Origin of the sequence: Shewanella acanthi (assembly GCF_019457475.1) — a bacterium.
In the GTDB taxonomy this organism is placed as follows: Bacteria; Pseudomonadota; Gammaproteobacteria; order Enterobacterales; family Shewanellaceae; genus Shewanella; species Shewanella acanthi.
Genome location: NZ_CP080413.1, coordinates 2679032 through 2693200 on the forward strand (window position 1 = coordinate 2679032; position 14169 = coordinate 2693200).

Below are 14169 nucleotides of genomic sequence, written 5' to 3' on the forward strand. Positions count from 1 at the left end.
ATGGCTTGAGGTGTAAACCCAAGCCATTTTTCTTTCAGCTTAGGCTTTTACGATAATCGCTAACTACTTAAAAGCCTTATGTTATCCCTCAGGAGAGATATGTCAGAGAGTATCAATCACAGTCGTCGTAATCTTTTTAGTCGCCGTAAGACCGATTCAATCAGGCCACCATGGGTTAAACAAGGGATTGAGTTTACTGACATTTGCACTCGATGTGATAAGTGCATTAATGCCTGTGAAACCCAGATAATTAATCGAGGAGATGGTGGGTTTCCTGAAATTTCTTTCAAGGATAATGAATGTACCTTCTGTAAACAGTGCGCGACCGTTTGCCCTGAAAAGGGACTTTTCGACCTTAACCAAACGCCTTGGCAACATAAAGCGCAAATTCTAGATAGCTGCTTAACGCATCAAGGTATTTGGTGCCAAAGCTGTAAAGATGCCTGCGAGCCAAGGGCGATACAGTTCACCTTAAATATTGGCAAAGCACCAATGCCGACCATCAATACCGATTTATGTACTGGCTGCGGCGCCTGTGTTGGTCCCTGCCCTAGCCAAGCCATTACGATAAAATGCGTGAATGACTAACCGAACGCCCTTGCATTTGGCATTTCACTGAATCGGAATATTGCCTGAGGCAACTGGGTTTATTAATGCAGATAATGTAGTATTTCAGCACTTAACCTTTGAGCTACCTACTGGTCATGTTCGCAAAAAAATTATTTTCTTCATCAAAATCAACGCCAGCCCTTAGCTATATCGCCAATGGAACTACGCTTTCTGGCCAAATGGAATTTAGTGGTGATGTGCTGATTGGTGGTGATGTTAGCGGTCAAATTTTGTCGCAAGCAAATGTCGTTATCGAGCAGACCGGCAAAGTTAAGGCTGAAATCAAATGCCACGAGTTTATCGTCAATGGTTATTTTAAGGGTCGTTTGATTTGCGATCGCATTATCATACAGCATAACGGCATCGTCGATGGGGAAGTTGCCAGTACCCATATGCAAATCCTTTCAGGCGGCCAATTTATCGGACGTCGGATTAAGGAAGATAGCAATACTATCCGTACCCATGTTCTGCCCTCCTTAGATACGCCCCCCCAAGTGTTACCTCAGGATCCCGCAAACCGCTGAATCGACATACGATTCACAATTCATAAGTAGTAATGTCGTTTGAATAGCAAGTCTTAATGGGCTTGGGTTAATCAGTCGTTAATTTAGCTGTTGGGATCACAGTTCATCCTATGGGTGAATGCTATCTTAACCCACATTCCCGATTGTAATTTAACGTCACGGCCCAATGACAAATCCGTTACTTAGACAAATATGTGAACTCGATGTGTTCACCTTGCTGGTGTTTAAAAGCATTTACGACACTGGCCATGCGAATAGCGCCGCAAAAGAGCTCAATGTTTCTGCGCCGAAAATCAGTCGTTGTTTAAACGCTCTGCGACTCACCTTTAACGATGAGCTATTTTATCGCCGACAACAGGGGCTTAAACCAACACCGCTTGCTGAAAGTCTCTATTTCGCGATCAACCAATTTACCGAATCCGTATATCACCTTGAACAGTCGGCACTGCAAATCCAAAATGCCTCCTGTCCAGTAGATTTACCCTTACGTATCGCCGTTGATAAGGGATTGTTAGGATTTCTTGCCCCACAATTAAGCCTACCTGAAGTCATCGAATTTTTGGGCCGTGTACGACTTTATCCCTGGCAAGAAAATAGTGCCGAACTTATCCATTCGGGTGAACTCGATTTTGGGATCACGTTAGAAAATAATGATAATAAGGAACTCAGTTATACCTGCTTAGGCCATATTTCAAATGTCTATATCGTCGCCTCCAAGTTACATCCTCTTTGGGAGATGGAGACCGGCATTAGCCTTGAGCACATCTGTCGCCATCCCTTCTTATGTATTGAGATGAAGGGATTCAACAGTAAAATCGACCCGCTCGAACTCTTTTGTCAGTGCCAGGGATTGTTCCTCCCTTCCATTGAACAGGTGCAGGATAGAGAGGAATGGTATGCCCACCTCCTCACCATGCAGAGCGTTGCGTTCTGCTCAAGTATCGACATGCAAACCATCAAACATATGCCTGGGCTGAAATTAGTGCCGCTCCCCCCCTTTGAAGTACAGCGCTTACACGATAGCATTATGCCGCCACAATATTTTTTAGTGGAGAAACCCCATAGCCACAGACGTTACAGTCAGGAGCAAGCTAATGTAGTGATTCGATCACTAATGAGCGCCCTGTCTCCCTAAGAATTGGAATAGAAAGGTTGTAGATTAAATTAAAGTAGATAAATCTAGGCTTTTATTTGGGGATGATGTAAATCAGAGCCAATATTCATCTCTTTAGGATTATATCGAGGATCCTAAATAACTTAAGTGCACTGCAAACTACGTCCTATCCGAATGTTAAATGGCATAAAGCATGCGCTGTAAATTCCACCAAACTACCCACAAAATACGTACAAACAATAATAAACACCCGCATTTAAGTCTATTAAAAATCAGAATATAAACCAGTTAACACATTAAAATTAAGAGTAATTAATTGGGATGAATATCATAAAAACCGACAGTTATTTTGATAATTAAAATACCTATTTTCAAATTTTAGAATTGCTATTTAAGCGTGTTAAATCATCGTTCACATAACAGATACAAACTTTTAAATACCACTTTATAAGTAGGTGTTAAGTCCTATATTAGAGTCACTGCAGACGCAGTCTGATAGAAATAAAGGGACGCGATGATGAAAAACTACAATAAATCACTACTGGCACTAGCGCTCACTAGTGCCCTATGTTTAACCGCCTGCGGGGACGGTAAAGATGGCGTGGATGGCGTGGACGGAGCCGATGGTTCTGACGGCCAAAATGGGCAAAATGGTCTAAATGCTGGTGATGTGGTAACCACAGTCTATCAAGCAGGCGACGTTAAAATCTCTGTTGACACAAGCGGAAGCGTACTGGCGGGAGACGGTACTTTTGCACTGAAATTTACTGCCACTGCAAAAAACCAAGCCGGTGTAGATAAACCTCTTACTGGTTTAAGTCAAGTTCGCATCTACTCAGCAACGGCAGCGACAAACACAACTGCAGATGGCCCTGCTATTTATTGGCAGAGTAACGGTTCTCTCTACTGTACTTTAACCGGCCTAAATGGCACATCAAATGCCTGTACTCTGGTTGAAGATGCTGAGAATCCAGGCACCTACACTGGTTCATGGACTTATGATGGCGCCCCCTCAATCATGAGTGCTTCAGACGATTTGGCTGCACCTCACCGCATCATGGTCCGTGCTTATAACGTCACCGATGCTAATGGCAATGCCATTTCTGATAAGATTTTAGAAACGCTGACTTATCAACCATCAACGGGTACCGTTGACGTGGCCAGTGGTAAAGATACGGTTCCTGACGCTGTTTGTCAGAAATGTCACGGTGAAAGCGCCGCCACAGGAAAAATTGCGAACATTAGTGCGCATGGCAACTATGAAAGCGTTGAAAACTGTATTCAGTGTCACAACCCTGCAAGACAGCCAAGTGCAACCCAAGCAGAAGAAGGCTATGTGTTTGACATGCCTGCGATGATTCACCGTATCCACGGAGGTGAACACTTAGCGGCATTATCTGTCTATGGCTTTAAACAAGCGGAAGAATGGGCGGAAATCGGTTATCCAGCGCCATTAAATGAATGTACTGTGTGCCATAGCACCGAAGAAGGTAAAACCACTTGGAATGATGAACCAACACGCGCAGCTTGTACTGGTTGTCACTCCAACATCGACTTCGAGACTGGTAAAGGCCACTCAGAGTTTCTTCTCGCGCAAGCTGATGACAGTAACTGTGTATCATGTCACGGCGCTAGTGCCATATCGCCAATGAATGCACACCGAGTTGGCGAGCGTAAAGAACTGGCAAGCTTGGTACAGATTAATTTCACCGGTGCAAGCGTAAATAGCGGAACACTGACAGTTACAGCTGACGTTACAGTAAATGGTGCATTGTCTTCTGACCTATCTGTCCTTGGTGTTAAATCAACGCTAATGGGGAATGTGGACTCAAAAGGCGAAGTACATCGTTGGTCTTCTCGTCCAGCATTAACCACAGGTAGCTTTAGCGCTGTAGGTAAGTTAGTTCTGACTCGCCCAGTAACCACTGAAGAAGCAACAGGAACGATTTATGTCGGCACTGAAGCCACCTTCTGTGTCGATCAGAATAAGAAAGCGGCAACTTGTGATGCCACTGCTGATCTTGCCTACGGCAACCCCGTTGAAGTTGTACATGGTTCACCGGTATTCACAACTGCTATTGGTGTAACTGCGACAACTAAATTCTTCAATTTAGATACTACAGATGCTGCTGATGCAGGAACAAGCGCTCGCTTTGCTGGTACTGATAAAATCACAGTTGACGTTGCAAGCTGCGAAGCATGCCACAACTCATTAGACGTCACCAAAGGCGGTGGCCATGGTGTCTATACGTTTGACCAATGTATGGATTGCCATAACAACGACTATGCTGGCTCTTACCATCCAAACGCTTGGTACAAAGATGCTGATGGTAATCAAGCAGTTAAAGCGATGACTCCGTTTAAAAACCGCGACTTAGTCACTGTCGTTCACCGTTATCACTCAGGTAACTTTGATACAGTCGAAGGTGTCCATACTGCAACTAACAGTCGCTCAGGTGAGTTAGAAGTTGTTGGTTACCCAGGCGTTCAAGGCGATTGCAGCGCATGTCACAGGGATGGCGCGACACTGTTTGCGGCAGATGGTGGTTTAACTTCAGGTAAACGCTCCATAGCTGTTACTGGTGGTTACATCAGCCCAATTGCTGAATCATGCCGCAGCTGTCATACCAGCGATGCTGCTTTGGCTCACTTCAAGTCACAAGGTGCAACGACTACAGATATTCCAGACGATTCTGCCGTCCTGCCAGTCGAATCATGCGCGACCTGCCATGCTGAAGGTAAAACCTATGGCGTAGATAAGGTACACGCAGAGGTAGCACAATAGTACTAGTACCTTTGGGCTGCCCCTGCAACAGCCCATATTTTCACTCTGCAAATGATTGGGGCCCCATCGGGGCCCCTTTTTTATTGCTGTATTAATCGCTGTTTCGAATATGCGCTGCAACGCGTTGGCGCAATAACGTAATAAATTCATTGGGTTCACGGTCTAAACTGTCGTTAGGGATATACAGATGGAAACCTAAGCGACTATCAAGCATTACGCAGCGGTGACCAAACATCGCCAGCACGCCGCGGTATCTATCCCCTTCTAATGTCAAAGGGCTAAATTCAGCGCCAAGGTAGGTTTCAAGGGTCGCTAAATCTTCTTGCTGCGAAGCAGCCGTCACCAACAATGGCCGCTGCTCCGTTAACAGCCCCGCCGCTAATCGCAGGGAAATATTATCCAGAATGGGGTTCAGCTTTTTAACCTTGATGCCAATATAGGAAAGCTCAAGGGTCTCTATTCCTTGAGTAATGCGCGGATTATCGACCCGTTGAATATTATCCCATCCAATAAAGACGTTGCCGCGGCGATGGAAATAGGTCAGCCCATTTTCATCGATACTTAAACTGGTTTCTGGCTCATAAACCTTGGCAAGTCCTAATACGAGGGCGATAGCACCAAGACTAAAAAATACTAACCCTAGGGCAAATAAATCCGGAAACAGCACAAACAGACTAAAGCCTAGGATAAAAGCAAATGCCCCAAGCCAAGTTAACGTAAAACCATTTCGTTTAGAGAGGGGGCGAACCGAAATCACTTGAGGTTCTGTGGTCATGCTAATGTCCTGCTTATTGTGAAATATTCGATTTTTTAATATGTTTTGATTTAGCCAAGCACTTTAATCAATGAAATCGCTCTGAGCATAAGTCGCTTTACTCCTGTTTAATGCGAAGCCAAAGCCTGCCAATATATTCATGCAGTGCTCGTTGTGAAGCCAGCAAGTTATCGGCGGTAATGCGCCAGTAAAAATCCTTTCGGGCTATAAAGTCCGTTGGCGCAGCTGTTGCCGTTAGCCCTTTGCTGGCAAAAATTTCCATCGCCCTGGGCATATGGGTCGCTGACGTGACCAGGCGAACCTCTACATCCCCAAAGCTCTCCTTAAAGTAATGCGCCTCTTGTTCAGTATCGCGGGCAAGTGGAAATTGAAAAATGTGCTCAGGCTCAACGCCAAGTTCAATGGCTGCATTTGCCATCACCTCAGAATGGGCAACCTTAGTAAGCTGACCACTCCAACCGCTGACCACGAGTTTACAGTCTTTTCCTAAGTGCAGTTGCCGAATACCTTCACTAAGTCTTGCCAAGGCCACCGCCGAAAGGGATTGCACCGCCGTGGCACCTTCAATGTCTGAGTGAGCCGAGCCTAATACCATGACGATGCAGGAATGATTAATCGGCGTTGAATTGCTGGCGTACTGCGTTTCTAATGGTTTGACTAACCATTGGATGCTAAATTGACTGCTCAGAAACAACAGGATAAACAACGTACTACCCAGTAAGAACTTAACGCGATATTGCCGACGAATAAGCAACCAAGAAAGGAACAATAACAACAATACAAAAGGAAGCGGCATAATTGCCTGGGAGACAACTTTCTTGAGCCAAAACATGATGTCAGCACCTAAAAAACCAAAGGGTTGCCATCATAACATCAAAATAATGAAACGCATCGCCCAGCAAAAATTGGACGATGCGCTCAAGGCTCGTTATTGCTTTTCCCACAGCCAAGCTGCACCGCGAACGCCCGACGAACCGCCATACATATTTTGTACAACAGGAGTGCGGCACTCGCGGCCCACCACATAGCGGGTTAACAGTGCTGGCAATCTTGGGTAAATCGCCTCCACGTGTGACATTCCGCCACCTAAGACAATGGCATCAGGGTCAAGCATGTTGATCACATGGGCTAAAGAACGTGCGAGTCTGTCCATATAACGGTCAAACGCAGCAGAGGCTAAGGCATCGCCTTCATCCACTAAGGCCATGATTTCATTGCCTGTGCTAACGGGTGCGCGGTCAACGGCAGAGGCCGATAACGCAGCGTTGTAGTCACGCACAAAGCCTGTGCCAGAAATAAATGTCTCGATACAATCAGGATTGCCGCAGAAACAACGGGTGGTATTGAATTCTTCCTTGGTCATCCAAGGCAATGGGTTGTGCCCCCACTCGCCACCAATACCGTTGCCACCCGCGTGCACTTTACCGTTGATCGCAACGCCTGCGCCGCAGCCCGTGCCCACAATCACACCAAACACCACGCCCTTACCCGCAACAGCGCCATCGACCGCCTCGGAGACCGCAAAACAGTTAGCATCATTGGCAACGCGCACTTCACGGTCTAGACGCGCACCTAAATCCACGTCCAGCGGATGACCGTTAATCCAAGTTGAATTGGCATTTTTAACTAAACCAGAGAAAGGCGAAATCACCCCAGGGATCCCAACACCGACAGTCCCCTTTTGGCCGACAGTTGCTTCTGCCTCATTCACCAGCCCAACAATCGCCCCAAGTGTACCTTCATAGTCGCGCGGCGTACTGACACGCTTACGAAAAAGTTCATGACCTTCTTCACTCAGTGCCACTAATTCTATTTTTGTTCCGCCTAAATCGACGCCGATGCGTATCATTAATCGCTACTCCAGTTACTTAGCAGGGCAATCTTTCGCCCGCCTTGGTTATGCTACCCAGCCTGGGGCTGTGGCAATAAAATAAGGGTTTAAAACATCAGGCTTTTGGTTATAGGTCAAAGGTAAACCTGAATCGTATTGCAATACTTTGCCGCCGGCACTCTCAAGTACCGCTTGGGCCGCCGCCGTATCCCATTCGCTCGTTGGCCCTAGGCGTGGATAAATATCGGCCTTTCCTTCCGCCAACATACAAAATTTAAGCGAACTGCCTACGCTCAAAAACTCATGCTCGCCCACCTTTTCAAGATAACTCGTCACATCAGGGCTTAAATGTGAACGACTGCCGACCACAATCGCCGTTTTCCGCGATGCTTTATTAGCCTTTAACGCTCGTTCTTTATCTTCGCATAAACGCCAAGCCCCGAGGTCCTTAGCACCATAGTAAAAGCTGTTAAGGACTGGGGCATAGACAACGCCGGCCACCGCAACACCTTGGTGAATGAGGGCAATATTGACCGTAAATTCACCGTTGCGTTTAATAAATTCTTTTGTCCCGTCTAAAGGGTCAATTAACCAGTAACTTTCCCAGACGCGTCTTTCGTCCCATGGAATATCGGCGGCTTCCTCCGACATCACGGGAATATCTGTAAATTGCGCGCTCAACGCCGCCACTATCACCCGATGCGCCGCCAAATCGGCTGCCGTCACTGGGCTATCATCCTGCTTTTGGCAAACAGCAAAGTCATCTTGACCATAAATCGCCATAATTGCCTCACCCGCAGACTTAGCAATGTCAACGACCTGCATTAGCTCAGCTTTAGTTAACGACGGTTTTTGGGATACTGTTTTTGTCACTGCTCTGCCCTTAGATGTATTCAGCACTCTTTAGTAAGCACTCTGCATTAAAATGAAGATTGATAACCATTATGCCACTGGCATTCATTGATAATTAAGAACATATTCATCGATGATTGTGCAAAATTGACTAAGCGAAGCCTAGCCCTGAAAAATGAGACAGAGTAACTCTGTAGGAGTCTAAGGGATGAGTTACCCGCAGCAAAGCGTTAAGCTATAGGCTGCATTCGTATTCACAACGTCGGGTTAACCAATAGTTGTATCTTGATATGCCTCAAGCATGGTTTGCAGTTGCAACCGCCAATCCTGCCACAAGGGCACCTCATTTGTGAATGGGACAAGATTGCCCTCGTTTGAGGCTAATGCAACATCAAGCAATGCTTTGGTTTTGTAAGAATTTAACACGCTGTAATTGGGCCGAGTTGCCAATCGCCTGCCCTGCGCAATTGCCTGTGCATTATAATCAGCACTTGTTATCGGCAAGATGGGCACTTGCCGAGTTAACAGGCCTAAACTCAGGGCCTGACGCTGAATTTCACAGGCAAATTCAAACCAACTGCATTGCCCAGCCCCTGCATAATGAAACAACCCAGACTGCCGTGTTAGGAGTAACTGCCAAATCACCATTGCTAAGGCATAACTCCACGTCGGTGAACCCAGTTGGTCGTTAATCACCTCCAACTTAGGTTTAGTTGCCATTAACTTAAGCATAGTTTTGACGAAGTTAGTGCCATCCACGCCGAAGAGCCAAGCGGTACGTACCACAATGGCATCATCTGGCAAAAGGGTTAATACTGCCTTCTCGCCATCCAACTTACTCTGACCATAGACGGACAACGGACGAGCGATATCTGTTTCACGGTATGGTCGATGTGTGGAATTTATTCCATCACGCACATTGCCGCCATCAACAACACAGTCACCATCCGACACACCGTCTCCTTTGAATACACAATCGCTGTTGAACACATAACCGCCGTTGAATACATAGTCACTTGAGATATGCACCAATCGAGCACCCTGCTTTTGGCACATTTTCGCCAGTAACTCAGGGCCGAAAGCATTAACTTTATCAGCCATTTCCCTGTCATCCTCTGCTTTATCCACGGCATTATAGGCGGCGCAATTGATTACAGCATTAGGCGCATATTGCTTAAAAGCTTGAGCAATAGACTCCTCGTCTGTGATATCCAATTGTGTGTGGCTTAAGGCAATCATCCTCACCGGACTTCCCGTATTTTGATGAGTCAGAGTCGATGTAAAAAGTGATGCATGGGTGCTAAGCAGCGCCTTGGCGAGCTGGCTATCGGCAGCGGTGATTAACACTGTCTGCGGGAGTTGATTGTTCACGCTAGCGTGACAGGCTTTGGGGATAACAGAATTAGACATGCTCATCACTAAAGAGCGGGGTAAAATCCGCGATGGATTTATGGCCACGTTTTGCTAAAAAATCCAGCAACGCTATTGGGCTACGGTTAAGTAGCTGTGACTTGGGATAATCCACACTCTCTATGATAGCTATGGCCCTATCAAAGCCCCCAAGACTAAACGCCACATGGGAGTCAGAGCCCATCACTAAGGTTGCCCCAAATTCTTTAGCCGCCTTGGCAATCGCAGTGCAGTTAGCCTCACTGCCACGACGCGAGGTTTCAAAGGAGGAGTTATTAATTTCGAGCGCCACCCCGTATTCGGCCGCGGCTTTAACTACAGCGTGGATATCAATCGGATAAGCAGGATTGCCTGGGTGGGTGATAATATCCACCTTACCGCTTTTAATCGCGTTAACCATGGCCTCTGTATGGGTTTCCCTGTCTGATGGTGGGAAGACGGGCTCATGGAATCCCGCCAGCACAATATCAAGCTCGGCAAGATAATCCCCAAAGAAATCAATCTCACCTGCGACATTTTTAATGTTGGCTTCGATGCCACGCAAAATGCCGACACCATCGACCATTCGCGGCAACACCCGCAAATTCACAAAATGCCAAAAGTGCGGTGCATCGGCCATGGCTGGCCCATGGTCGGTTGTCGCAAACAGGCGAATCCCCTTCTGCTTCGCGACAGCAATGTAATCATGAATGGTGCTATAAGCATGGGTTGATGCGACCGTATGGGTATGGGTGTCGACGGGATACTGCATGTTTCACCTCAAGTTAATCATTAGCCAAACTTAATCGCGGACATCGGTTTAATTGAATAGTGACAGCAGTTCATCGGCGCTGCCATGCCAAGCACTTTCGCCATTGCCCTCAAGAATGCTGTCAGCCAGTCCCTGCTTATGCTGCTGCATCTCTTGGATCTTTTCTTCAACGGTGCCTTCAGCAATCAGTTTATAAACAAACACCGGGCGCTCTTGTCCAATCCGGTGCGCTCGGTCGGTTGCCTGTCTTTCTGCTGCTGGGTTCCACCAAGGATCATAGTGGATCACCGTATCCGCCGCAGTGAGATTAAGCCCCGTGCCCCCCGCCTTTAGGCTGATGAGGAACACAGGAGTATCGCCCTCTTGGAAATTATCGATTTGCTCTTGGCGTAGACGCGTTTGTCCCGTTAATTTACTGTAGGTTAAGCCGAGGGATTGCAGTACTTCCTCGAGCAGAATCAACATACTCGTGAACTGACTGAAGATCAGGATCTTACGTCCTTCCATCACCATTTCAGGTAAATTCTGGCTAAGCCAGTTAAGCTTGGCATTGTTTTTTACCTTCTGTGCCTGCTCGAGTTTCACTAAACGAGGGTCACAGCAGGCTTGGCGAAGTTTTAACAGTGCATCCAAAAATTCGATATGACTGCCAGCAACCCCTTGAGTGGCAAAGAGTTCACGGATTTTTTTCTCCATGCTCAGGCGAATACTCTCGTAGAGATTACGCTGATCCTTTTCAAGCTCTAGGGTCTGATAGATCTCGGTTTTCGGTGGCAGTTCTGTTACCACTTCATCCTTAGTGCGGCGAAGTACAAAGGGCGCAATCCGTTTGCTTAATACCTTTGCCTGGTCGCCGTCTTGATATCGCTCTATTCGATAACGGAAAGCCTTATTAAAAAAGGCTGTGGTGCCAAGCAGTCCTGGCACACAGAAATCCATCAAGGATTTAAGCTCGCCAAGGTGATTCTCAAGCGGCGTGCCCGATAAACAGAGCCTGAATTGTGCCTGTAATCCTTTGATAATTTGGCTTACTTTCGCCTGGGCATTTTTAATTTGCTGCGCTTCATCGAGGACAATATGTTCGAAAGCCTGCGCCTCATAATAGTCACTGTCGCGTACCATTAAGGGATAAGTGGTGACCACCACATCGTAATTGGCCATTTGCTCGAGCTGCGATTGGCGCTGGGCGCCGTGGATCACCACAAGCTTAAGTGATGGGGCAAACTTAGCCGCTTCCTTAGCCCAGTTGCCGACCAAACTGGTGGGGCAGACAATCAAGCTCGGTAAGCGTGGACTATGACTTTCGCGATTATTAATTTCCTGCTGTTTCAACAAAAAGGCTAAGGTTTGGATGGTTTTACCCAGTCCCATATCGTCGGCCAAAATCCCGCCGAGTTGATATTGCTTTAAAAAGCACAGCCAATTGAGCCCCTGCTGCTGGTAATGACGCAGGGTCGCATTAAGATTTGCAGGCGGCTCAACGTCACTCACGCCATTAAATTGCTCGAGCTTAGTGGCAAGCTGGCGTACCCTGTCGCCATTAATCAGCTTAATGTCTGTTTCGGCCAGCTCATTTAAAAGATGCGCGCGATATTTAGGTAATACAATGCCTTGACCTTTATGCTGCTCAAATAGCTCAACAATAATGCTCATCAGCGGTTTGATGACCCGAGCCTTTATCTTTAACCAATCGCCATTGGGGCTTGGCAGCAATAATTCGGTATCATCTGACGGCTCGCCATGCTGCTTAAGCCACGTGGCCACCAGCGGTAACATTGGCACCTGCTGACCATTAATATCGGCATTGAGTGACATGGAAAACCAGCCTTGGGTCGTATCATCGAGCTCAACCATTAATGGGGCTTCAATGACTTTCAGGCTAAATCCTGAAGCAAACCTGATATCCACGCCCCTTAAGGTCAAATCCGCCGCTTGCTGCTCGATAAAATGAAGCCACCCATGCATGGCATCGGGGAGAGCACCTAACGTCCAAAGGGCGCTGATGGCGTTTTTGTCTAGCTCAGCTTTAGTTTGCTGCCTGTGACCACTTGGCTTCTCTAATGCAATAAAACCTAAGGATTGCAGTAAATCGACCGCTTGAGATTCGGCCTCAAGCTCACGGGTTATCTGGTAGGTAGTGCCCTTTTGATTGATTAAGGTTAACGCTTCTTTTGGACTATCCCCCGCAAGCAACAAATTGCCATAAACAAATTCGAGTAATAGCTGTGGCTGCTTAATCCCGCCCGATTGTTTAGTGGCCTTTGCCATCTGCAGGGTTAATCGAATGGTTAAGTCATCCGAGACTTGAACGAAATCGATAGGACCCGGTGGCGGCACGGTTTTGGCCGAAAAATGTTTAATGAGTCTATGACTGACCAGCTCCACCTGCGAGCTTGGCACCGGCGGCATTTGGCTAAGGAGTTCCAGCTTGTCGACACTGATGTCGGTGACTATCGCGCCAATATTGAAATAATCCAGCTCGATGTAAAAAGGCGGCGCGGTGACGATGAGTTCCCAGTTTTCCTTCTCGGGTAACACTAGCTGCATCTGCTTATGCTCGCTGTCGATATCTCGCCAACTAAATTGGGGGGTGACCGCCTCGCCTTGAGTGAGTGGTAGACGACTCTCCTCCCAAAAACAGCGTTCGGTAGCGAGCATTTTTTCGAGCGCAACGGCACCCAGTTCGCCTTTTAAGTACAAACGAGAAGCGCTTTGGCGGCGACTAGACATAATGAGATTTAATATCATCACATCGCCAGTACCAATCCAAGGCGGCATATAGTACTGCACATCGGAAAGGGCAATTTTAGTGCCTTTGTTGTAACTGCCCTTTTTACCCAACTTGCCGCGGCGCAGTTCGATAAAGACGCCGCTATCGTCTTTAGAGAGGATATATAACACCCTGTCCTCATAAAGAGATTCGATATTATGAAGCGTGGGATCGTCGGCTTCATCGAGCAATTGTAACCACTGGGCGATGCGTTGATCCTCAACGGTTTTATCCGTCAGCAAACTATAAAGCACCGCCGCCATATGTTTACAATCACCCGTTGCGGGGCAGGAGCAAAAACCGTTCATGATCAGGGTGTGATTGATACTGATCAGGCGAATATCCTGATGGTAAGGCTGCATTTCGCTGCCGCTCACCTCGCCTTCAATATGACGAAAGTCCGCATTGGCCTTAGCCATTACCACTCTGCCCTGCATCACATAGTCACGGGCGCGCATTAGGGTTGGTGGCGTGAATAGGGATTCAACGGCGGCTTGAGTCAGTTGAATAGGCTCTTGGAGGGACGGGCGATTCATGCGTAAACCTTGAAACTCAGAAATACCCAAGCAGACAATGTCATTGCAACACTTAAGTATTTATCAACGTAAGGGAGAATTGTATTGAAAGCGCCAACGGATTACCACAATAGCCGCCGCTAACTGTCGGTCAGATCGACACTGAGCCATCTAAGTTAGCATTTATTCAAGTTAGCTTTCACTGTAGCGCAGCTCCTTAACTAACAGCCACG

The 14169-nt window shown here is 47.1% G+C and carries 11 protein-coding genes; 4 read left to right on the top strand and 7 right to left on the bottom strand.

Translation table 11 applies throughout. From position 1 onward, the window contains the following. Positions 1 to 99: 99 nt before the first annotated feature. The 4 genes from napF to K0H61_RS11720 all read left to right on the top strand — a co-directional run bounded on the left by napF (position 100) and on the right by K0H61_RS11720 (position 5032). On the top strand, positions 100 to 588 hold the full coding sequence (gene napF / locus K0H61_RS11705; RefSeq protein ID WP_220049455.1) for a ferredoxin-type protein NapF: 489 nt from the start codon (positions 100 to 102) through the stop codon (positions 586 to 588). A 116-nt stretch (positions 589 to 704) separates the two neighbouring features. Next, positions 705 to 1133 (top strand): bactofilin family protein, encoded by a 429-nt coding sequence (locus K0H61_RS11710; protein ID WP_220049457.1) that lies wholly within the window; start codon positions 705 to 707, stop codon positions 1131 to 1133. A gap of 166 nt (positions 1134 to 1299) precedes the next feature. Next, positions 1300 to 2268 carry a LysR family transcriptional regulator gene (locus K0H61_RS11715; protein ID WP_220049458.1) on the top strand — a complete coding sequence of 323 codons (969 nt, stop codon included), beginning with the start codon at positions 1300 to 1302 and terminating at the stop codon, positions 2266 to 2268. Between the two features lie 493 nt (positions 2269 to 2761). Then, entirely contained in the window at positions 2762 to 5032 is a 2271-nt protein-coding gene (locus K0H61_RS11720; RefSeq protein ID WP_220049460.1) for an OmcA/MtrC family decaheme c-type cytochrome, read from the top strand. A 91-nt stretch (positions 5033 to 5123) separates the two neighbouring features. Here K0H61_RS11720 and K0H61_RS11725 read toward each other — a convergent pair whose 3' ends face one another. The 7 genes from K0H61_RS11725 to K0H61_RS11755 form a co-directional block, all read right to left on the bottom strand. Beyond that, the gene (locus tag K0H61_RS11725) at positions 5124 to 5807 is read right to left on the bottom strand and encodes a DUF2982 domain-containing protein (RefSeq protein ID WP_220049462.1); all 684 of its coding nucleotides are present in this window, start codon (positions 5805 to 5807) and stop codon (positions 5124 to 5126) included. Positions 5808 to 5904: 97 nt separating this feature from the next. Next, the gene (locus K0H61_RS11730) at positions 5905 to 6603 is read right to left on the bottom strand and encodes a YdcF family protein (protein WP_220052684.1); all 699 of its coding nucleotides are present in this window, start codon (positions 6601 to 6603) and stop codon (positions 5905 to 5907) included. 132 nt (positions 6604 to 6735) lie between these two features. Beyond that, positions 6736 to 7656, bottom strand: coding sequence for a fructokinase (gene mak / locus K0H61_RS11735; RefSeq protein WP_220049463.1), 921 nt, complete (start codon positions 7654 to 7656; stop codon positions 6736 to 6738). A 48-nt stretch (positions 7657 to 7704) separates the two neighbouring features. Beyond that, on the bottom strand, positions 7705 to 8463 hold the full coding sequence (cysQ, locus tag K0H61_RS11740; RefSeq protein WP_220052686.1) for a 3'(2'),5'-bisphosphate nucleotidase CysQ: 759 nt from the start codon (positions 8461 to 8463) through the stop codon (positions 7705 to 7707). A gap of 294 nt (positions 8464 to 8757) precedes the next feature. Next, on the bottom strand, positions 8758 to 9900 hold the full coding sequence (locus K0H61_RS11745) for an SDR family oxidoreductase (protein ID WP_220049465.1): 1143 nt from the start codon (positions 9898 to 9900) through the stop codon (positions 8758 to 8760). Further along, positions 9893 to 10651, bottom strand: coding sequence for a phosphatase (locus K0H61_RS11750; RefSeq protein ID WP_220049466.1), 759 nt, complete (start codon positions 10649 to 10651; stop codon positions 9893 to 9895). The genes K0H61_RS11745 and K0H61_RS11750 overlap by 8 nt, the downstream gene beginning before the upstream one ends. A gap of 48 nt (positions 10652 to 10699) precedes the next feature. Then, positions 10700 to 13957: a DEAD/DEAH box helicase gene (locus K0H61_RS11755; protein WP_220049467.1), complete on the bottom strand. Its 3258-nt coding sequence runs from the start codon at positions 13955 to 13957 to the stop codon at positions 10700 to 10702. Between the last annotated feature and the right edge of the window lie 212 nt (positions 13958 to 14169).